We start from the raw sequence: 21,131 nt of genomic DNA, 5'->3' as shown, positions 1-21,131 counted from the left end.
GACTAGTTGAAACCCCTTCTGCTGTTAATCCTTTTAAACTATCTTATTCCGAAGGTGATACATGACTTCCCCAGATAGAGATCCCTTCATTAGAAACCGCGGTGAACGTCATAACATTACTGGCTGTAGCTTCATTCCACTCTTTCAGGAACACACCCTTATAAGTAGAACCACCTATCGTTAACTCTGCAGTATGATCGTCGATAAGCTTCCACTTGCCCTTTACTGCGCCTTTGATTTTACCACTCTTCGTCAATTGAATTAGCTCCGATTGCACGATATCTGCCGTAATTTCTTTATTATGATTCACATATTTGTATTCGCCTGCGATTTGCTCTTTCGTATATTTATCAATGGTCTCGCCACCATAACGGTGTGGTGCGACCACCGGCCAGCCATCAGCGTTCATGAACATCTGGTGTACTCTAACCTCATGCTTTTCACCACGATTCGGGAACCGTGTATGGAAGATCAAATAATACTTGCCAGTCTCTTCATCGTAAAATGCGGAGTTATGTCCTGGTGATACATATCCTTCCCCACTTACTGGGAGCTCATCGTCATTATTCAGGAATTCGAAATTCCCCATGAGTTTAACTCCGTAAGGAGCATAAGCAGGATCATCAAACAATACGCCAGCTGTGCCCTGTGAATCGATCATATCCTGGCCCTCAGAATCTTCAAATGGTCCATCAGGTGTCTTCGAGCGAGCTACACGGATGTTATATCCGCCATCAGCAGCCAGCCCCCCGTAGGATAGGAACAGGTAGTAGTAATCCGTCTCAGGACTGTACAGCATATAGGGAGCTTCTATCCGCGCATGATTTGCGCCTAGAAGCTTTTTGCCATAACCTTGATCTGGCAGTGGGAATCCTGTGCTTGTATCCAGTTCCATAATAAAAATACCACCGGAATAAGAACCATACACCATCCACAATCTGCCTTCTTTATCAAAGAACACATCCGGATCTACAACATTCGGCTTTTGTGTGGCATCATAAGTTTCTCCGTCATCGCCTACACCCACCATACCTGACTTTAAGAAGATCCCTTTGTTCTTATAAGGTCCTTCAATCTGGTCTGACACGGCTATACCAAGTGCTGATAATGGGGAATCACCTTTACACGCGTTGTAATACATATAATATTTACCATCCGCCAATTGAATGACATCCGGTGCCCATAAAGTGTCCGTCTTTCCCCAGGTTAAGGCCTCTTTTAATTCCTCTTTGACATTCGGGATGAGTACGTTTCCATCAACAACTCCAGAGGACAATTGAGTCCAGGACATCAGGTCGTCGGATTTAGCAGAAGCCAAATGTGAGCCAAACACATAGTACTTATTATCAGCCAAAATAATGGAAGGATCATGTACAGAAACATTCTTGAAGACAGGCTGAACAGGCTCAGGTCCGCTGTTTGTGTTGCCAGAATTAGCCGTGTCGTTGTTGCACGCGGTTACAGCTAATAATGAAACGCTAAGTAAAGTAGTAATAATTATCTTCTTCATCGTTATACCCCCTATGTATGCCTTTTCATTTTGAGATGAAAACGATAAATAGTCAACCCTTTTATTTAATTAAGTTCGTATTAATTCATATTTATTTAAATAATAGTGAACGTTGTAGAAAATAAAAAAAACGCTAAGCCAACTAAATGGCCTAGCGTTTCCTCTTATTATTTAGTTAAAACAAGTTGCTTACTTAGCGCCTTCTTGCACTAAAACTGGCTCTGGATAAGCGTTCTTAAGTATACGTTGTCTATTCTTAACGACTGTTGGTGGTTCCACCTTAGGTGCCATCGGATGCATTAACCAAGACTTCACCATATGGGTATCCGAAACCTTATACATTGGAGGCTCTTTCTCCATATCGATTTGCATAGCATAGGTGCTGCGAAGTGCGAAGGCATCACCCTTAGGCGGTTTGATCAAATCTGGAGGGGTACCAGGAATAGCGGTAAGCAAAGAACCTTTGCTCTCTAAACTTGGCATGGACGCAAGCAATCCCCAAGTGTAAGGATGTCTTGGATCGTAGAAGATCTCTTCTGCAGTTCCCATTTCAACAATTTGTCCGGCATACATTACTGCTACACGATCCGCCATTCTTGCTACAACACCAAGATCATGGGTGATAAAAATAATCGCCGTATCAATCTTCTTCTGCAATTCCTTCATCAGGTCAAGAATCTGTGCCTGAATGGTAACGTCGAGCGCTGTAGTTGGTTCATCCGCAATCAGAAGCTTAGGGTTTGCTGCAAGTGCCATTGCGATAACGACACGTTGACGCATACCGCCACTGAACTCATGCGGATATTGATTGAAGCGGCGCTCTGGTGAAGGAATACCTACTAGCGTAAGCAGTTCAACCCCACGTTTATTGGCAGCTTCTTTGGAGATTTTCTCATGTTTGTGCAGTACTTCAGTAATTTGTCTGCCGACCTTCATCATCGGGTTCAAGGAAGTCATCGGATCCTGAAAAATCATACCGATCTCTTTACCACGAATCTTCTGCATTTGCTTCTCAGACTTACCGATCAAATCTTGTCCATCAAATAAAATTTGTCCACGTTTATATTCTCCTGGCGGCGTTGGAACTAACTTCATTACCGCTTGTGAAGTTACACTTTTACCGGAACCGGATTCCCCAACAATCGCTAGAGTTTCACCTTTATCTACATGGAAGCTAACACCACGGATCGCTTGTACTTCTCCACCGTGTGTTTTGAATGATATCGCTAGATCTTTTACCTCTAAAAGGCGCTCCATCTTGTCACCCTCTCATTTCCTCGTCAATTATGATAATGATTCTCACCAAGTTGTAAGCAATAAGTATTATTTTATCTAGTTCTAAGGGTTCTAGTCAAGATTTTTCTGAAAAAGATATGGCCAGCAGCAGCCTTATGTACTAGTTCTGTTTAATGCGAGTTCTATTCTTCACTAACAACCACAATATTGGCGGAAGCAGCAAAAGAACTAACAGCAGAGACCATCCGATATCTCCAAGAGATACCAAGTTGTCATTCAATAGTCGATAATACGCATAAAGAGAATAGGGAAGAACTACTAGTACTGCTGTAACTACCCCTGGTGTATATATCTTTAAATATATCGTCTGTCCTAGATGAGTAAATACATGTAAGAAAAATACCGCAAGCACTGCCAAGTACAATAAGTAATTAGAAAAGAATACTGCAATACAAGTTACCGTCACTATAAAAATATACACGAATAATACGTCCATTGCAAAATTACGTGTAGTCATTTGTAACATCGAATGATACGTCTTGCGCATAAACGAAGGAATTGCGTCCTCTAACCTGGTTCTATACTTTGCCCCCCATGCTTCAATCGTTAATATTTCTTCAAAATCATGAAACATAAATAGGATCGGCAACAGCCACAGCAAACTTACGATATCTATATGTACACTTAGCCACTCAAACATGAGAATCCTCTCCCTTCTCCTGCTCAGCCTCCTTACCTTCTTATGTTGTAATCTTGCTGAAAATGTCCTAACCCATGAAACGTTCCCAACCTTCCAGCAGATTATCCTGTGCCCACTGGAAATGGCCTTGGCTATCGTATTTACGCGAATAACACTCAATGAAATAAATTAAATCGATATATAAGTCGTAGAGCTTTTTGCGTGCACATTCATTAGGGCTATCAAAGCTGTCCCCATAACCTCTACAGAAATGCTCAGAATCCTCAATATAGCGAAAATAATATTCCATAAGGTGATCGCCCCATAACGCCCGTTCCCAATCGATTAAGGCAACAATGCTTCCCTCTCGCACAAACACATTCCCATCCCATAGATCCCAGTGAACTAAACGTGGCTCAGTGACCACATCCATCACATGTATACGGCTGTTGATCTCCGCCTCAATCTTTTCTAAAGGAATGGGCATCTTTGCCTCTAAGCGCCGAGCATCATCAAGGAGGTTGCCAATCAAATTTTGAAAGGTTTCCCGCCAAGAAGTCCCCTTTATCTTCGAGGATACATTAAATAATCCGAAATGATCCCCTTGAATCTCATTGATAATCCGGCTATAACGACCTAATTCTTCCTCAATACAACTTCTTTGCTGCGGACTAAGCTCTTCCTTAATTTCATTATAGGGCTGGCCGATTATTTTCTCCATGAAAAAAAAGTCACTCGATATTAAATTTCTGCTGTTATCATAAGCGTATACCTCAGGCACAGGTACCGTTCCTTTAGACTTCATTAGCTGCATTGCCGCAACCTCTGTAGCCATGATATCGTGCTCGTAACTTAGCGTGTCTGTCTCATCGGATGGCGATATTTTAAGGATCGTAGCTCTGCCATCTGACAATAGGAGGTCATAAGCTGCGTTGAAATAACCTCCCGTCAATTCCGTACTTTGAATGATTTTCACATGGCTTCCAAAAGCAGCACCCACCAGGATGTCCTGCTGCTCAACCGTCAATTTTGTTTTAGTCTGACTTTCCAAGACTTCACCACCATACAGAGTTAAGTAAAAATCCAACCTCATAAAAGCCCGGGATTCATTGTATTTGATCCAAGAAAGATAAACAATCCTTCTCCATTGGAATGAAAATTGTTAAAATTAGAAATAACACGTATCATTAGCTGCTTTTCATGAAAGAGAGGAAACTATTATTATGATCATAAAACCTAGAACACGTGGCTTTATATGTACAACCGCACATCCGCAAGGCTGCGCTCGTCAAGTCGAGCGGCAAATTGAGTATATTAAGGCACAACCCGCGATCAAAGGACCCCGGAAGGTGCTTGTCATTGGCGCATCCACAGGCTACGGCCTCGCCTCACGGGTTACAGCCGCCTTTGGGGCTGGAGCCAGCACAGTAGGTGTATATCGGCCGAGCAGCAGCAATGGAGCCCGTACAGCCTCTGCTGGGTGGTACAATTCCGCCGCCTTCGAACAACTTGCGGAGTCTGCAGGCCTGCAATCCTACAGCGTTACCGGAGATGCTTACTCCAAAGAGACCAAAGAAAGAACGATTCAGCTGATCCGCAGCGAATTAGGACAAGTCGATTTGGTCATCTACAGTGTTGCTTCTGGGCGCCGTACAGACCCGGAGACAGGTGAAGTATATAACTCTGTTCTCAAACCTATTGGCGACACCTTTACCAACAAAACTGTAAATTTTCATACGGGTGAAGTCACTCAAATCTCCATCGAACCCGCGACCGATAAGGAAGTTCATGATACCGTACGGGTGATGGGCGGTGATGATTGGCAGTTATGGATAGAAGCACTCCAGCAAGCCGGAGTATTAGCTGATCACGCAACCACTATTGCTTATTCGTATATCGGATCAGAGCTTACTCAAGCCGTATATCGCCAGGGAACGATTGGACTTGCTAAAGACCATCTCGAAGCTACGGCAAGAACACTTAACAAAGCGTTATCTGTTACTCACGGTAGAGCTTATGTAGCGGTCACAAAAGGTCTTGTCACACAGTCCAGCTCGGCGATTCCTGTCGTGCCCCTCTATATTTCCGCCCTTTACAAAGTCATGAAAGAGCACGGTCTTCATGAAGGTTGTATTGAGCAAACCTATCGGTTGTTTGCTGAACATCTCTACGCAGCGAAAGGAACTCCTGTGGATGAAGAAGGGCGTATCCGTATAGATGATTGGGAATTGTCTCCGGCAGTCCAGCAAGAAGTAATAGAAATCTGGGACCAGCTTACTTCAGACAATATCTACGACCTAACGGATCTGCATAGCTATAAACAGGAATTCTTCCAGCTATTTGGATTCGAGACTGAAGGTGTAGATTACGAAGCTGATACTGATCCAGACGTAACTGTTATAAATCTGCGCTAAAATTAATCGTGTTTTTGGATTATCTTCTGCCTGAGGATAAGGGTTGTTCGAGAGCATAAATCTCCTCTTCCAGAGAAATCATCTTTTGCTCAATCATTTTTCGTGCATCTGCCAACGCTTGATTGTAAATATAAGGCGAAAGTTCTTTGAGCATAAAATCGAGAAGGTTCTCGCTGGCTAATTGCCCAATTTCACTGGACAGCTCTGTGTCAAAATATTCTTGAATACTAGCTGTAATCTGAAGCTTATGCTCTCTCGGTATTTTTAACGGCTGCATGGTAATCCTCCAATCTAATTAGATACAGGAAAATGACGTGCTTTCGCACGTCATTTTTCACACCTATAACCTTCATTCACTGCTGCCTTTAAAACGGTTCCAACCCTCAGTCAAGTTATCATGCGTCCAACGGACATAACCTTCGTCTGCATATTTGCGTGAATAACATTCGATAGCAAGAATAAGATCAAGATAAAGATCATAAAGCTTCTTCCGCTGAATCTCGTTCGGACTGTCGTAGGTTGTTCCGTACCCCTTATAGAAACCGGCAGAATTCTCAAAATGCCTAAAATAATACTCCATCAGCACATCGCCCCACAGGGCTCTCTCCCAGTCAATCAGCGATACGATGACTCCATCCTTCACAAATACATTCCCATTCCATAAATCCCAATGCACCAGTCGTGGCTCGGTTACGGCATCTAATGCAGGGAGATACTTGGAAACCTCCTGCATAATCTCTTCACTGGACGCAGGGAGCTGTGCATTCAGCCTCTTGGCATCAGCAAGTACACTTTCCATCAGGCATGAAAAGGTCTCTCTCCACGAGGCTCTTGGCTCCTCTAAATCCGTTCCAAAAATGCCAAAACGTTCTCCGCGTATCTCATTGATTATGCGATTGTAACGCCCCAGCTCAGTTTCGATAGCGTCTCTCTCCGGAAGCGAAAGACTCTCCTTTACATCACTGTAGGGCTGGCCCTCCACCTTCTCCATAAAGAAATACGGAATAGGAATAAGCAGCAGACTTTCATCATAATGGTAGACGGCAGGCACGGGCACAACACCCTTATCTGCAACCATACGGAGAGCTTCCACTTCAGTTCGCATAATGTTCTTCTCGTAACTTAACGTATCTGTCTCTACAGCAGGGGCAACCTTTAGAATGACAGATTTCCCAGTGCTGAGTTCCAAATCATAGGCTGTATTAAAAAAGCCTCCCGTAAGTTCTGAACTAAGGTTAACCGCAGTTTCTGAACCGAAAACCGCTTTCACCAAAATATCCAGCTGTTCATCATTTAATTTAACTTTCGTGAAGCTCTCCATTTCGTTTAAACCCACCACATTTCTGTCAGTGGCTCCTCAATCAATACTTGTTGAAGGTTACTTACAGCTTTGGAGAAACCTTCTTCAATAGACATCAGCCCATCTTCATGCTCGATACTAACCACATAGTCATACCCAACCAAACGAAGTGCACTAATAATGTCAGCCCAAGTCTTAAGATCATGTCCAAAGCCGACAGAACGGAACTGCCAAGCACGGTCAAGCATCTTGGTATACGACTGCATATCAGTTAATCCGTGCATATTGACATTCACAGGATCAATAACGGTATCCTTCGCATGGAAGTGATGGATTGCACCTTGGCGTCCCAAAATATGAATCGCTTGCACAGGATCAATTCCTTGCCACCACATGTGACTCGGATCAAGGTTCGCACCGATCACTTCACCTGCTGCTTCTCTCAGCCGCAGCAGAGTACCTGGTGTGTGTACAGAGAATCCGCCATGCAGCTCAAGACCTACCTTTACATCATGCTGAGCGGCAAAGGCACCCCATTCTTTCCAATAAGGAATAACCTTGTTCTCCCATTGCCAGTCCAGAATTTCTTGATAATCATTGGGCCATGGAGCTACAGGCCAGTTCGGATATTTAGCACCCTCATGATCTCCAGGACATCCAGAGAAGGTATTCACAACCGGAACCCCTAGCTTCTGCGCCAATTTGACCGAGTTTACGAAATCCTCATGATCCTTTTGAGCAAGTTCTTTTTGCGGGTGCAATGGGTTACCGTGGCAGCTCAAAGCACTGATTGTAAGTCCGCGAGATTCCACGGCATGTTTGAATTCTTGTAAGGCTGTTTCATTCTCCAGCAGCATTTTAGGGTCGCAGTGGCTGTTGCCAGGATTGCCTCCCGTACCGATTTCTACCGCCTTTAGCCCTTTGGATACTACGTAATCAAGAGCATCCTCCAGCTTACGACCTCCAAACAAGACCATAAATACTCCAAGTTTCATTGTAGGCCACCTCCTCTTGGAAATAGTTTACTTATTATTTATCGTAGATATCAAAATTCTTCACCACTTGATTACTCTCAGCAGCTTCAAAAATAACTTCAATCAAATTCTGTACCCGCATAACCTCAGCGTTCTTAACGATAGGTTCTGCAGTACCCTCAATGACAGCAGCGAAATTATCATAAAAGCTAGAGCTTAACTCCGACGGCTGAGGTAATTCCTCAGTGATCGTTGCCCCCTCCGATGGAGGTGCCATAGTTTTAGTTAGTCCTACACCTGCACGAATCGGCTTCGGTTCGATTTTTTCGCCTGCATTATTTCTTGTCACCAATCTTCCAGTTAAAGACCAGTCTTCAATAATTCCAGTGCCTTCGATACCCTTCACATACCATCTTGGCAAAGTAATAAAGTTAGTCGTCCCAACCTCTACGATCGCTTTAATTCCATTCTCAAATTGCAGAATAGCTTCAAAACCGTCATCGACATCGTTTCCTAAAATAAAGCTTAAACTACTGCTCACACTGGTAATTTTGCTATCAATCATGAATAATAGCTGGTCCAATAAGTGAACGCCCCAATCCAGCAGCATCCCTCCGCCTTGTGCCTTAACATGACGCCAGTCTCCAGGAATTCCGTTCGCTCCGTGCACGCGGGATTCGATCTGGAATAGGGATCCAATCGTCTCCTCGTCGTACATTTTTTTGATGGTTAAAAAATCTTCATCCCAACGTCTGTTCTGATGCACCATAAACACACGTCCAGCTTGATCAGCCGCCGCCAGTATTTCTTGAAATTCAACCTTTGATAGAGCAACTGGCTTCTCACAAATGACATGTTTGCCAGCTTGTAATGCACGAATCGCAATTTCTTTGTGCACATCGTTCGGTGTGGCAATTAGAATAATTTCGACCGAAGAATCTGCCAATACTTCTTCATAACTTTGGTACGCCTTGTAGCCAGCGTCGTTGGAATTGGTACGACGTGCTTCAAGCACATCGTACGTTCCAACTACGATTAAGGTAGAGGTCTCTTTTATCAATCCTGCGTGATAACTTCCCATTCCTCCAAAACCAACAATGACTACAGAATGTCTGTTTGAACTCATGAACTTCACACCTGCTTCTCGTTTAGTTATCTGATGTTCCGTCAAAATACACAGCACGACCTGTACGGGAAGATTCGTAAATAGCCTCCAAAATTTGGGTAACGACAAGGGCTTGTTCAGGTTTAACTACTGGTTCTTTATCTTCCCGAACTGCTTCAAGCCACAAGCGAGCTTCACGATCGGATTCACTCTCTTGTCCTCCGTTAAAGAAAGCTACTCCCCCTGCGGACAAGTCAATTTTAGTCTCGTATAGACGGCCACCACGGTCACCATTTAAGCGTAACCCGTCCTTCATATCTGCACCACCCTCTGTACCTGCTAGGAGCGTCTTCGCTTCTCCAAATTCAGATACATTAAGAGCCCAGCTTGATTCCAGTACAATTGTAGCACCATTTTCCATGGTAATAAATCCAAATGCTGAATCTTCTACTTTAAATTGTTCAGGGTCCCATGGACCAAAGGCGTTTCCGCCGTTTTTACGGTTACCAAGCTTATGGAAAGTCGAGCCCATAACACTACGCGGTTTATAATTGTCCATCATCCATAATGTTAGATCAAGCGCATGCGTACCGATATCGATCAGTGGACCGCCGCCTTGCTTTTCTTCATCCAGGAATACGCCCCATGTAGGAACCGCACGACGACGAACGGCAATCGCTTTTGCATAATAGATCTCACCAAGCTCACCGTTTTCACAAACGTCTTTAAGATATTCACTATCCGCACGATAACGGTTCTGATAAGCTACAGACAATTTCATGCCAGTGCGTTTGGCAGCCTCTAACATTTCCTGTGCTTGAGCTGTAGTCTTCGCCATTGGCTTCTCACACATTACATGATTGCCAGCTTCCAATGCTGCGATTGTGATCACGGAGTGACTGTCATTCGGTGTACATACATGCACGATATCGAATCCTCCGGCTTTCAAAAGCTCTTGATAATCTGTATATACAGCCGCGCCTTCAGCACCATAGGTTTTTGCTGCTTCCTGTGCACGTTCTTCGACGATATCACAGAAGGCTACCATTTCAGCATCTGCTTGACGTGACAAACTTGGCATATGTTTTCCATTAGCAATTCCACCGCAACCGACAATAGCAATTCTCAACTTTTTAGACATGAACATTTCCCCCTTGATTAGCGTATGCTTTTACCCATTTCAAACTATCTTCTACACTTCCTAATGGTGAACGGCTGCAATAATCCTGCTCCACTACCGCCCACTCTACCTTTGCCTGTACAGCCGCATCAAGAATTGCTGTAAGGTTTACTTCTCCTTCGCCTAGAACAACCGTTTCCGGTGAACCATCCTCATGTTTCTTCAAATCTTTAAGATGGATGATTGGCAACCGGCCAGCGTATTTGTTGATATATTCTACGGCATCATAACCTGCATGATGTACCCAGCATGTATCCATTTCAACTTGCAGCAAATCAGCTGGCACCTCTTCAAACAAACCGTCAAACGCTGTACGGTCACCATATCGATCAGTTAACTCAAAGTCATGATTATGGTACAAAAGAACCGCTCCACGCGCCTTACACTTTTCTCCAATAATCTTCAGATTCGCAGCAACTTCTTCATAGTTACGTTGTTCTTCTGACAGATACGGCACAATTAGATGATGATTTCCAATCTCCAGGTTGTACGCGATCTCTGCCTCTGTATCATTCAACAACGCGTCATAGGGACGGTGTGCGCCCAGCGCTACTAGTCCAAGTTCATCAAGCAATTGTTTGACTTCTGCTGCGCTACGGCCGAAGTAATGGAAAAACTCCACACCTTTATAACCAAGGGCTGCTACTTTACGCAGTGTCCCTTCAAAATCCTGTTCCAGTTCTTCTCTGAGCGTATACAATTGCAGGCCTATCTTCAGCATTTTCGAATCACTCCAATTGGATTTAAAGTTAGCTTTCTGTAGTGACAATCACTTGAACAATAATGCTGTAACAGAATTGACTAATCTGATTCACATCAGTTTCCTTAAACTGTCATTCTTGTAAGCACAGCTAATACCGACTGTTTCTAGCGTTGATGGTCGATTTCTTTCTTTATTGCTTAGCTACATAGTAATATGAAAGCGTATATATTAAAATGAATAATATGATTAAAACATGAACAATCTGCTTATCATTTCAATACACCCAGGAGGACCTATGACTCATTCTGCTACCTGTCACGTATTATCAGCCGGATTTTCTTTTCATCGCAAGCCTTTTCATATGTCTCAAAGTCAAGGGAACCAGAACTTTCTTATACGTCTGCAAACGGAAGGAAGAAGCCGTGCATTGATCGATGGTGTGATGTCACCTGTGGAAAGCGGAGATATTATGTTATTCGCTCCAAATGATCCTTACTATTTGATCATAGATAAAGAAGAGTACCCTGTGGGCAAGCCACGAATTGAAAGCGGAGATTATCATATCTTTTGCGGAGGAACATGGATTGATGAATGGTGGCAACGTTCACAAAGACCCACTCGCCTAAGTGTGCCGCTTAGTGAGAGTTTTCTTGGCTTGTTTCGCCAATTGATTCTGGAGCACCGTCGACTTTCCGACTTCTCTCCAGAAATATCTGCCTGCTATCTGCAAATTCTATGTATGGAAATCGATCGGCTAATTACAGATCAGCCAGCAATTACTCCAAAAGGTTATCTGGCATACCGAATGAAGCAATATGTTGAGGAGCACGCAACCCTACCCTTTCTATTGGAGGATGTAGCAGGTTTTGTGGGTATATCCGTCTCGCGGGCCGTTCATTTATTTAAGGAAGCCTTTGGGACCAGTATTATTAAATATGTAAACGATGTCCGACTGGAAATGGCCAGAGAACGGATAACCTTCAGTCCCATGCCGCTGGAGCAAGTAGCAGAAACTTGTGGTTTTGCGAACTATACCTATTTTCACCGGGTCTTCCGAAGTCGTTTCGGGATGTCACCAAGAGAATATCGTGTGCATAGCAGAGAACAGGTGTAAATGAAGAAACCCCGTTTCATTGCAAAAGGGTTGTCCCTTAGTAGAAAAAGCTACTTCTAGGACAACCCCTGCTTCTATATTCGAACATAACTCGTGAGCATGAGATTATTCTTTCACAGCCGAAATGATCAGGAACATCGGTCTACGCTCCTCATCCTTCATCCATGGATCATTACTCATTTCTTCTGAAGGCTTTGGTTCTTTAACCACTTTAATAGTAAAGCCAGCTTCAATCAGGTCATTAAAGTAGGTGGAAATCGTGCGATGGTATTTAATCACATTTTCTGTTAAGAATTTCGTTTCACGAAGTCCTTCTGATTGATAATGATCTACGGGCCAATGCAGGCGGTTGCCTTGCTCATCGGCATACCAGTCTTGCTCTTCACGTGAAGTAAAGATTGGATGCTCCACTGAAAAAATAAAACTCCCGCCAGGCTTAAGAAACGAATGCACCTTTCGGCAGATGGCTGCAAAAGATTCAATATAGTGAAAAGCCAATGAACTGAGGACCACATCAAATTGCTCGCTCGTAAAATCAATGTCCTCAATCGGCAGCTGGATATAAGTTATAGCAGGATCGTTCGTTTTTTCACGCGCCTGTTGCAGCATTTTTTCAGAGATATCCACACCTATAACTGAACTCGCCTGCTGCTCACGAGCATATAGGCAATGCCAGCCGAAGCCGCAGCCTAGATCAAGCACACTTTTATTATGTAAGTCTGGAAGAAGCGCCTTTAATACATGCCATTCTCCTGCTGATGCAAGCCCTCCAATAGAACGGGGCATTTGCTGGTAGGCGGAGAAGAAATTCGAATCGTCATATTTATTTTGTTTCATCAGGGATACATCTCCTATATATTATTTCTTCAATTACTATACGCTGAGCGATGTTCTCTTATCAAATAGCCAATAAAAAAGGAGCATCATCTTGGAAGATCTGCCCCTTATATCTATTCTTATTCAATTGTTCCTGCTTGCTTGGTGTTAATCGTACATGCTGTGAAATGGCTCCATAATCACTATTCAATCTACGACTCTGTGCTGCGCACCAGGCTCCGGAGCGCTCTGCCTTACGCAAGGCTTTTTGTGTCTTGGTTCGTGCCATGTGACACCACTCTCCTATTCATGGGTGAATGATTATTGATCTTACATCTATAAGACAACTTCATTTTAACATATTCCAGACTATGAGCGAAGCAAGAATTCCGTTACACTTAGAGCAAAGCTAGTATTCTATCTTATCTAAATAGATGCGGAGGTTTAAAGGATGAATTACCAGGTTTTGTATGAAGGTGCTTTTGCTATGTTAAAGGTCCAACTAAATCCCGGTGAAAGCGTAAAGGCTGAAATGGGCGCAATGGTCGCGATGTCACCTAACGTAGAATTAAAAGGAACCGTGGATGGTGGTTTAATGCGCGGTCTCGGGAGAATGCTGAGCGGTGAGAAATTCTTCTTTCAAGAACTTAGAGCGACCCGTGGTCAAAGTGAGGTATTGCTGTCGCCTGGCTCACTCGGCGATATTCAGGCGATAGAATTAGACGGATCGTATAAACTGTTAGTTCAAAAAGACGGATTTCTCGCCGGAACTGAAGGCATTCAAGTAAATACCAAAATGCAGAATTTAACCAGAGGGCTCTTCTCCGGTGAAGGCTTCTTCATTGTAGAAATCAGTGGCAGAGGAACGGTGTTCCTGTCTTCCTTCGGTGCTATCCATGCAATAAATTTAGGACCTGGTGAAGAAATGATTATCGATAACGGACACCTCGTAGCATGGCCAGACTATATGGACTACAAGGTGGAAAAGGCAGCCTCTGGCTGGCTTAACAGCATAACTAGTGGTGAAGCACTTGTCTGCCGCTTCCGTGGAGAAGGTGTAATTCTCGTTCAGAGCCGTAACCCTGGCAGTTTCGGAACGTGGATCAAATCCTTTGTACCTACTCGAAGCTAGACTTCCTAGAACGCAGTAATCAAAAAAGACACAGGCTTGGAGAAAGCCTGTGTCTTTAGGTTAGAAAGCAATCTTACGAGACTGCTTTATCTGCTTCTGCTTTTGCTTTTTTGCAGCCAGTACGTTTACATGTTCCATAAGTACCCTTGAAATCAAGGCGGTGATCCGTGACGTTAAAGCCATATTCACGTTCCACTCTTCTCTCCAGCTCCACAAGCCAGTCGTCCTTAATTTCCTCCAACCGACCGCATACGCTGCATATCAAATGATGATGCATATGCGAATGATCGTTCCCGCGCAAATCGTAACGGGCAACTCCGTCTCCGAAGTTCATCTTCTCTACAATGTGTAGCTCACATAAAAGCTCAAGTGTACGGTATACCGTTGCCAGGCCCAGATGTGGATAGCTGTTCTTAACAAGCATATATACTTCTTCTACGCTTAAATGATCCTTCTCATTGTCGAGCAGAACGTTCACTATAGCTTCACGCTGAGGCGTTAATTTATATTTTTGCGCCGCAAACAATTGACTGATATTTGATATTTGATCCATTTGGTCTCCTACCTTCCCGGAACGATTTAACATCCGTACCCTCTGAGACGCTCCTATTTATGCAGTTAAGACAAACCATAAATAGTAATCGTTACGATATAATCATAACAAAATTAACCACGAATGAAAAGAGCCTGACATCATTATATCATTTCATGCCACTTATCCAAAGTACTACACCCCAATCTGGCCTATATTTCTATTAAAATCTACTTTTTCGTGAAATAATACAGATTAGACCGCAACCTTTCCATAATTTACAACGTTAAAGGAGTGACAAAGGCTAAGGAGCCTATCCATACAACGAGGTGAAAAGACATGAACATGAAAAAAAGCACACTAGCAGCGATCACAACCGTAGCCATTTTCTCCTTTTCTTTGGGTGGTCAGATGTTTGCAGCTGGGAACACCTTTAAGGATATTGATAACATAAACGGCAAAGAAAAAATCATTTCTTTAAAAAATCAAGGGTTAATTAAAGGTGTCAGCGAATCTCAATTTCTCCCTGGCTCTAAGGTAACTACAGCCCAAGGGATTCAGTTTATCTCCGGCGGTCTTCAGCTCAGCCTCGCAGCCATTGACTTTAACAAAGCTCCTGTTGCCAGCGGCTTGTTCACAAAAGTAAAAGACAAAGCCTGGTACGCTGAAGCCTTTATCAATGCTTATTACAATCAAGTTAAGCTACCAAAAGACATTGATCCTAGCCTAATTATGACCAAAGAGCAATTCACTAACTATCTAGTGCAAGCGATCGAAGGCGTAGGTAATCTGCCGATGATCAATATCGTTCCAGTAGATATCGCTGATGAAGCGTCACTGACCCCTGCATATCAAGGCAGTATTCAGCGCTCCCTGAAATACAAGATCAATACTCTAGACGCTAACGGAAAGTTTAATCCAAAAAGCGAACTCACCCGTGCCGAAGCTGCGATTATGCTCTACAACGCTTTGGAGTTCCTGAAAACTGGAGGATAAGCCAAATATCAGTTACTCTTCTCATTTGAATAATCTACACACGAAAAAGCAGCTCCGGATGATTCCCGAGCTGCTTTTTCTTGTGTATTGTCTTTCTACTCTTCTTCACCATTCAGTCTATTCAGAAATTGCAGAGCCCGGGGATTCTTCGGATGCTCCAGCACTTCTTGCGGAGTTCCTTGCTCTAAGATATGACCGCCATCCATCAAAATGATCCGGTCCGCTACATCGGCGGCAAATTTCATCTCGTGGGTCACAATCACCATAGTCATACCTTCTGCTGCTAATTGTTTGATGACCTTAAGCACTTCCCCTACCAGCTCGGGATCGAGCGCCGAAGTGGGCTCATCAAACAACAGCACTTCTGGATCTACTGCCATAGCCCGGGCGATGGCCACTCTCTGCTGCTGTCCTCCTGACAGCTGATGTGGATAGTTATCAGCTTTATCAGCCAAACCCACCTTAGCCAGCAGTTGAAGGCCCCGCTTACGAGCTTCTTCCTTGGTTCGTTTCAAGACAGTTACCTGTCCCTCCATCACATTGCCTAGCGCAGTCATATGCGGAAATAAATTATACGATTGAAAGACCATCCCTGTTTTCTGCCGAAGAGCTAATACGGAATTCTGAGGAATTTTCTTATGATCTGTAAAATTGATGGTGATATCCCCGAGTGACAGGCTGCCTTGATCCGGGATTTCCAACAGATTAAAACAGCGCAGCAGTGTAGTCTTTCCGGAGCCGGATGGCCCAATAATGACAAGTACCTTTCCATGCTCCATTTTCAGATCAATACCCTTTAACACTTGGAGTGCGCCGAAGGATTTATGCAAATTAATGATTTCAATCACAAGTATCTCTCCTTTAGGTCGCAGAGTAACGATCGAGTCGTTTCTCCAAGTAATTTTGCAGCGCCGACAGCACAGAACAGAACACTAAATAAAACAATCCTGCTTCGGAGTATACCAGCAGAGGCTCATAAGTGGTAGAGGCTACCTGCTGAGCAGTTCTAAACATCTCCGTATAGGTGATGATCGCTGCAAGCGATGTATCTTTGACCAAGCTAATAAAAGAATTGGATAACGGCGGTACAGAAACGCGTGCAGCTTGTGGCAGAATTACGCGGCGCAGAGCCTGCCCACGAGTCATCCCGACTGAGAAGGCAGCTTCCCACTGGCCTTTATGTATCGACAGGATAGCAGCGCGTACGATTTCCGATGAATAAGCCCCTACGCTAAGGGTAAATCCAATGGTGGCGGCAATGAAAGGGTCGAGTACAATACCAACAGCCGGCAAACCATAAAATATAATAAATAGCTGCACTAACAACGGGGTTCCCCGAATGACCCATACATAAAAACGGGCGATTAGCTTCGGAATTACCCACGGTGAAAGACGTGCCAACGCGGTTAGGATCGCCAAAATCAATCCAAGCACAAAGGAAAGTAGCGCCAACGGAATGGTAAAAGCCACCCCGGCTTTAAGCAGGGGTAGCAGTGTATCTAAGAAAATTTGTATTTTGCGGTCATCCATTATTCAGACATCCTTTTTAGCTTCTAGGCTTAATTAGCCTTGCTAGCCTTGTATTATTTTGAAACGTCAGCTCCAAAGTATTTCTCGGAAATTTTCAAGTACGTTCCATCACTTTTCATCTCTTTAATCGCATCACTGACCGCATTCACCAGCTCATCATTGCCTTTCAGGAATACCGCGGCACTTTGTGAGCCTTCAGGAATCTCATCAACCACTTTAATTTTTGCATCTGGTTTTTGTTTTTTCAGATCCAGATAAGACAAGCCATCATTCACAGTTGCATCAATACGTCCCGAAGTCAGCAGGTCCATCGCTTGATTGAAACCGTCCGTAGCTACGATTTCAGCACCGTTCTCACGAGCGATGTCGGATAAGTTACTGGTCAGGGATTGTCCGGCTTTTTTACCCTTTAGATCAGCAAAGGTCTTAATATCCTCATTGTTTTCGCTCACGATCAATACTGCCTTGGATACAATATAGGGTTCAGAGAAATCATACTTCACTTTGCGATCTTCGTTAATGGAAACTTCATTAAAAATGACATCAAACCGTTTCGCATCCATCCCAGCAAAAATACCATCCCACTGAGTTTCAAAAAATTCAGCTTCAACACCTAAACGTTTGGCTACTTCTTCGGCAATTTCCACGTCAAAACCCGTCAATTTCCCCGCAGTGTCATGATAAGTAAAAGGTGCATAAGTCCCTTCTGTACCTATCCGCAATTTGCCGCTGGCCTTCACAGCCTCCAAACTGTTTTGCGCTGAAGATGCTGCTCCACCATTCGTTCCAGCTGTTGGTTCAGCAGCCGTATTGGTATTCGAATTATTGCCGCAAGCCGCTACAAGAACCACGGTTAACGCCAATATAATAGTTAAACTCCATTTTTTCATTATTAAATCCCCTCTCTCTATCCGGTTTTTTTCCGGTAAATTGAATAGTACACTGCCATCACATGATCGTCAATACTTTTTTCCGATTATATACATCGGAATTGTAATATTAACTAGATTTCTACTTATATCTTACCCAATCTTGGATTAATCCTTCACTTCTTTCTCTCTTTACTTCTCAGAAAGATATGGTATATTTATAAACAAATTAATATGGACCTGTTATTTCACTAGGGGAGTCGGCCGACTGAGACGGAGCTTCAAGCTCCGGACCCTTGGAACCTGATCTGGATCATACCAGCGGAGGGAAGTGGAGCAGAATTTTCATCAAGCATGTTAAGTGTTATTATGCAGAATGAACTTTTTGACCCATTCATTTCCTCTGGAAATGGATGGGTCTTTATTTGTTTAGACGCTCCACAAAAATATTAGGAGGTTAGATCATCACGACCATTTTATCTATTCAAGGCCTAACCTACTCTTTTCCGGAAACTGAACAACCCCCTGTATTCGCAAATCTATCCATGGATATCAGGCAAGGGGAATTCGTCTCCGTAGTAGGTGCTAGCGGATGCGGGAAAAGCACATTTTTCAAAACGGTTGCCGGTTTACTCGAACCTACTCATGGAAAAATAAAACTCCCTACGCTCCCCTCAACCGCTAGTCGTTTAGGTCAGATCGCTTATATGCCTCAGCAGGATTTATTGCTGCCTTGGAGAACGGTGCTCGACAACTGCCTTTTGCCCTGGGAGATCAAGCCCAGATTTAGTAAACAGAAAACGATCACTCAGATTCGGGAAATGTTGGCCCGCTTCGGCTTAACAGATGTAGAGAAGGCTTATCCCCATGAACTTTCGGGAGGTATGAAACAGCGAGTAGCATTTCTGCGCACCTTAGTGGCTGGAGACGGAAGTGGTCTTATGCTGCTGGATGAGCCCTTTGGCGCTCTCGATGCCATGACCAAACGTGAGATACACCGTTGGCTGTTGGAGTTATGGGGTGAACTGAATCAGACGATTATGCTCATCACTCATGATCTGGAAGAAGCACTATTGCTCAGTGACCGGATTTATTTATTATCTGGCGGTACGCACAGCGAATTACAGGAGATCAATGTCGATCTACCAAAACCAAGACATTATAAGATGAACTATGAACCCCGGTTTATAGCACTACGGGCAGAGTTGGAGCGAAGATTGCATGCAACCTATACCTTTTAAAAAACATCTAGACAACTATGGTCCCTTCCTTCTTCTGGTACTGCTCATTCTTGTAATCTGGGAGTCAGCTGTTCGCCTTCACTTGATTCCAGCCTTTATTCTCCCTGCACCTTCATCTATTGGCATCGCATTGATCGAGCACAGGCAATTATTATTTGGACAGCATTTATTGGCGACGTTACAGGAGATACTGGTGGGTTTTGTCCTTTCTGTGATTTTTGGTGTATTGCTGGGCATTGGAATGTTCCTGTTTCGCCCCGTAGAAAAGGCCATCTATCCCTTCCTTATCATTAGCCAGACGGTCCCATTAATTGCGCTATCCCCCATTTTTATTATGTGGTTCGGATATACGCTGTGGAGCAAAGTGGCTGTGGTGTTTTTGACGGCTTTTTTTCCAGTCGTAGTGAGTACATATGATGGACTTCGTACAAGTGGCCAGACTTACAAGGACTTATTATTAACATTTGGTGCAAACCGCTGGCAGCTGCTTGTCAAAACCCAAATTCCACTGGCGCTGCCTGCTTTTTTCTCTGGCTTAAAGCTGTCCATTGTATACTGCGTCATCGGAGCTACTATCGGGGAATGGCTCGGCGGCAGTAAAGGACTCGGTTACTTCAGCCGCAGAATGGCCGGAAATATGCAGATCGATGAAATGTTCGCGGCTGTATTTCTGCTGTCCGCGCTTGGTGTTGTGCTTTTTCTGGCGATAGCTTTACTCGAACAATTATTTTTAAAGAAAAGAGGATCTAACCAATGAATCATTTAAAATCACCACAACGAGGACTTATTTCTGTATTTCTAGTATGCACACTTTTGCTCTTAAGCAGCTGCGGGAAGGCAGACAAGCTAAATAGCAACTCCCAAACCGGTTCCTCCAACACCGAAAATAAGCAGTCACACAAGCTGACGATTATGCTTGATTGGTATCCCAATGCCGTTCATTCCTTTCTATACGCTGCGCAACAGCAAGGTTTTTTCCAAGAGGAAGGTTTGGATGTCGAGATCAAAATGCCTGCGGACAGCAATGACGCCCTAAAGCTTGTAGCAGCAAATCAAATTGATCTAGCGCTCAGCTATCAGCCTCAGGTACTTATGGCACGCGGCGAGAAAATTCCTGTACGTTCGATTGCAGCTATCGTGCGGCATCCACTGAATCATCTGATGGTTCCTCAGGCAGGCAGTATTCATAGTCCCAAAGAGCTCGCAGGAAAACAAATCGGCTATTCCTCCATTCCGCTCTATGAAGCAATGATTCGGACAATGATCCAGAGTGATGGAGGCGATCCTTCATCCGCCAAGCTAATTGACGTAGGTTTTGACCTTATCCCTGCGATCTCTACAGGACAAGTGGACGCAATAATGGGCGGGTTCATCAACCATGAACAACTGATCCTTGAAAAAGAGGGACATCCGGTCACCTCGCTTAATCCAACGGATTACGGAGTACCTGACTATTATGAGCTTGTGCTGGTGGCCAGCGAACAAGGATTGCAAAATTCTGAAGCCTACTTTAAAAAATTTCTAAATGCCATAACAAAAGGACAGGAATTTGTGGAGCAGAATCCTGAACAAGCCCTGGATTTACTGGTTGCACATGAAGATGCAACTTCACCGCTCGACAAGGAGATTGAGAAAAAAAGTCTTGAGATTCTACTGCCACTGATGAATGCTGGCGATCAATCTTTTGGTTATCAAGACCCGACATCTTGGGAAAAGGTTCAGCTGTGGTTATCCACCAACGATCTTCTACCAGAAGATATTAAAGCACAGGAAGCTTTTATCAATCTGTAACGTTTAGTT

The 21,131-nt window shown here is 43.8% G+C and carries 23 protein-coding genes and 1 riboswitch; of the genes, 7 read left to right on the top strand and 16 right to left on the bottom strand.

The genetic code is table 11. The features are described 5' to 3' along the window. Positions 1-43 precede the first annotated feature (43 nt). From MKY14_RS03805 to MKY14_RS03790, 4 genes are all read right to left on the bottom strand, one after another. The gene (locus tag MKY14_RS03805; protein WP_445669870.1) at positions 44-1,516 is read right to left on the bottom strand and encodes a family 43 glycosylhydrolase; all 1,473 of its coding nucleotides are present in this window, start codon (positions 1,514-1,516) and stop codon (positions 44-46) included. A gap of 183 nt (positions 1,517-1,699) precedes the next feature. Further along, positions 1,700-2,767: an ABC transporter ATP-binding protein gene (locus tag MKY14_RS03800; protein ID WP_076125977.1), complete on the bottom strand. Its 1,068-nt coding sequence runs from the start codon at positions 2,765-2,767 to the stop codon at positions 1,700-1,702. Positions 2,768-2,906: 139 nt separating this feature from the next. Continuing rightward, the gene (locus MKY14_RS03795; protein WP_076125975.1) at positions 2,907-3,446 is read right to left on the bottom strand and encodes an HXXEE domain-containing protein; all 540 of its coding nucleotides are present in this window, start codon (positions 3,444-3,446) and stop codon (positions 2,907-2,909) included. A gap of 67 nt (positions 3,447-3,513) precedes the next feature. Continuing rightward, a complete protein-coding gene (locus tag MKY14_RS03790) occupies positions 3,514-4,476 on the bottom strand; it encodes a phosphotransferase family protein (RefSeq protein WP_076190157.1) in 963 nt (320 codons plus the stop codon). A gap of 172 nt (positions 4,477-4,648) precedes the next feature. On the opposite strand from MKY14_RS03790, the gene fabV reads away from it, so the two are divergent. Next, positions 4,649-5,839 carry an enoyl-ACP reductase FabV gene (fabV, locus tag MKY14_RS03785; RefSeq protein WP_076125972.1) on the top strand — a complete coding sequence of 397 codons (1,191 nt, stop codon included), beginning with the start codon at positions 4,649-4,651 and terminating at the stop codon, positions 5,837-5,839. A 19-nt stretch (positions 5,840-5,858) separates the two neighbouring features. Here the strand turns inward: fabV and MKY14_RS03780 are convergent, their stop codons facing one another. The 6 genes from MKY14_RS03780 to MKY14_RS03755 all read right to left on the bottom strand — a co-directional run bounded on the left by MKY14_RS03780 (position 5,859) and on the right by MKY14_RS03755 (position 11,119). Next, positions 5,859-6,116, bottom strand: a complete 258-nt coding sequence (locus MKY14_RS03780; RefSeq protein ID WP_076125970.1) for a DUF2164 domain-containing protein — start codon at positions 6,114-6,116, stop codon at positions 5,859-5,861. A 72-nt stretch (positions 6,117-6,188) separates the two neighbouring features. After that, positions 6,189-7,160, bottom strand: a complete 972-nt coding sequence (locus tag MKY14_RS03775) for a phosphotransferase family protein (RefSeq protein WP_076126216.1) — start codon at positions 7,158-7,160, stop codon at positions 6,189-6,191. Between the two features lie 5 nt (positions 7,161-7,165). Continuing rightward, on the bottom strand, positions 7,166-8,134 hold the full coding sequence (locus MKY14_RS03770; RefSeq protein ID WP_076101695.1) for a sugar phosphate isomerase/epimerase family protein: 969 nt from the start codon (positions 8,132-8,134) through the stop codon (positions 7,166-7,168). A gap of 34 nt (positions 8,135-8,168) precedes the next feature. Continuing rightward, positions 8,169-9,239, bottom strand: coding sequence for a Gfo/Idh/MocA family protein (locus MKY14_RS03765; protein WP_076125969.1), 1,071 nt, complete (start codon positions 9,237-9,239; stop codon positions 8,169-8,171). A 22-nt stretch (positions 9,240-9,261) separates the two neighbouring features. Beyond that, on the bottom strand, positions 9,262-10,359 hold the full coding sequence (locus tag MKY14_RS03760) for a Gfo/Idh/MocA family protein (RefSeq protein ID WP_036686323.1): 1,098 nt from the start codon (positions 10,357-10,359) through the stop codon (positions 9,262-9,264). Further along, the gene (locus MKY14_RS03755; RefSeq protein WP_076125967.1) at positions 10,352-11,119 is read right to left on the bottom strand and encodes a sugar phosphate isomerase/epimerase family protein; all 768 of its coding nucleotides are present in this window, start codon (positions 11,117-11,119) and stop codon (positions 10,352-10,354) included. Before MKY14_RS03755 ends, MKY14_RS03760 begins: the two co-directional genes overlap by 8 nt. Positions 11,120-11,396: 277 nt before the next feature. Between MKY14_RS03755 and MKY14_RS03750 the strand changes: the two genes are divergently transcribed. After that, positions 11,397-12,215, top strand: coding sequence for an AraC family transcriptional regulator (locus tag MKY14_RS03750; RefSeq protein WP_076125965.1), 819 nt, complete (start codon positions 11,397-11,399; stop codon positions 12,213-12,215). 105 nt (positions 12,216-12,320) lie between these two features. Here MKY14_RS03750 and MKY14_RS03745 read toward each other — a convergent pair whose 3' ends face one another. After that, positions 12,321-13,052, bottom strand: a complete 732-nt coding sequence (locus tag MKY14_RS03745) for a class I SAM-dependent methyltransferase (RefSeq protein WP_340397981.1) — start codon at positions 13,050-13,052, stop codon at positions 12,321-12,323. 61 nt (positions 13,053-13,113) lie between these two features. Beyond that, positions 13,114-13,320, bottom strand: a complete 207-nt coding sequence (locus tag MKY14_RS03740) for a hypothetical protein (RefSeq protein WP_076125962.1) — start codon at positions 13,318-13,320, stop codon at positions 13,114-13,116. A 162-nt stretch (positions 13,321-13,482) separates the two neighbouring features. Here MKY14_RS03740 and MKY14_RS03735 point away from each other — a divergent pair, with 162 nt between their 5' ends. Next, entirely contained in the window at positions 13,483-14,163 is a 681-nt protein-coding gene (locus tag MKY14_RS03735) for a TIGR00266 family protein (RefSeq protein ID WP_036686316.1), read from the top strand. A gap of 73 nt (positions 14,164-14,236) precedes the next feature. Here the strand turns inward: MKY14_RS03735 and MKY14_RS03730 are convergent, their stop codons facing one another. Then, positions 14,237-14,716, bottom strand: coding sequence for a Fur family transcriptional regulator (locus MKY14_RS03730; RefSeq protein WP_036686314.1), 480 nt, complete (start codon positions 14,714-14,716; stop codon positions 14,237-14,239). A gap of 318 nt (positions 14,717-15,034) precedes the next feature. Between MKY14_RS03730 and MKY14_RS03725 the strand changes: the two genes are divergently transcribed. Next, positions 15,035-15,691, top strand: coding sequence for an S-layer homology domain-containing protein (locus MKY14_RS03725; RefSeq protein WP_076125959.1), 657 nt, complete (start codon positions 15,035-15,037; stop codon positions 15,689-15,691). Positions 15,692-15,786: 95 nt separating this feature from the next. On the opposite strand, the gene MKY14_RS03720 is transcribed toward MKY14_RS03725, so the two are convergent. Genes MKY14_RS03720 through MKY14_RS03710 form a run of 3 tightly spaced genes read right to left on the bottom strand, consistent with a single transcriptional unit; the run spans position 15,787 to position 18,111 of the window. After that, the gene (locus tag MKY14_RS03720; RefSeq protein WP_076189904.1) at positions 15,787-16,539 is read right to left on the bottom strand and encodes an amino acid ABC transporter ATP-binding protein; all 753 of its coding nucleotides are present in this window, start codon (positions 16,537-16,539) and stop codon (positions 15,787-15,789) included. A gap of 13 nt (positions 16,540-16,552) precedes the next feature. Continuing rightward, positions 16,553-17,221 (bottom strand): amino acid ABC transporter permease, encoded by a 669-nt coding sequence (locus MKY14_RS03715; protein ID WP_036686309.1) that lies wholly within the window; start codon positions 17,219-17,221, stop codon positions 16,553-16,555. Between the two features lie 53 nt (positions 17,222-17,274). Further along, positions 17,275-18,111: an amino acid ABC transporter substrate-binding protein gene (locus MKY14_RS03710; RefSeq protein ID WP_076183478.1), complete on the bottom strand. Its 837-nt coding sequence runs from the start codon at positions 18,109-18,111 to the stop codon at positions 17,275-17,277. Positions 18,112-18,333: 222 nt separating this feature from the next. Beyond that, a riboswitch (TPP riboswitch) is annotated at positions 18,334-18,437 on the top strand. A gap of 198 nt (positions 18,438-18,635) precedes the next feature. Here MKY14_RS03710 and MKY14_RS03705 point away from each other — a divergent pair. Genes MKY14_RS03705 through MKY14_RS03695 form a run of 3 tightly spaced genes read left to right on the top strand, consistent with a single transcriptional unit; the run spans position 18,636 to position 21,122 of the window. After that, complete coding sequence (locus MKY14_RS03705) at positions 18,636-19,331, top strand: ABC transporter ATP-binding protein (protein ID WP_340975805.1); 696 nt, start codon at positions 18,636-18,638, stop codon at positions 19,329-19,331. After that, a complete protein-coding gene (locus MKY14_RS03700; protein WP_340975803.1) occupies positions 19,312-20,088 on the top strand; it encodes an ABC transporter permease in 777 nt (258 codons plus the stop codon). The genes MKY14_RS03705 and MKY14_RS03700 overlap by 20 nt, the downstream gene beginning before the upstream one ends. Beyond that, on the top strand, positions 20,085-21,122 hold the full coding sequence (locus tag MKY14_RS03695) for an ABC transporter substrate-binding protein (protein ID WP_312147898.1): 1,038 nt from the start codon (positions 20,085-20,087) through the stop codon (positions 21,120-21,122). The genes MKY14_RS03700 and MKY14_RS03695 overlap by 4 nt, the downstream gene beginning before the upstream one ends. Positions 21,123-21,131: the final 9 nt, after the last annotated feature.

It is taken from the genome of Paenibacillus sp. FSL R5-0887 (assembly GCF_038002305.1).
GTDB lineage: Bacteria > Bacillota > Bacilli > Paenibacillales > Paenibacillaceae > Paenibacillus_AQ > Paenibacillus_AQ odorifer.
The sequence above is the reverse complement of the archived record's forward strand: the minus strand, read 5'-3'. Positions and strand labels throughout refer to the sequence as shown.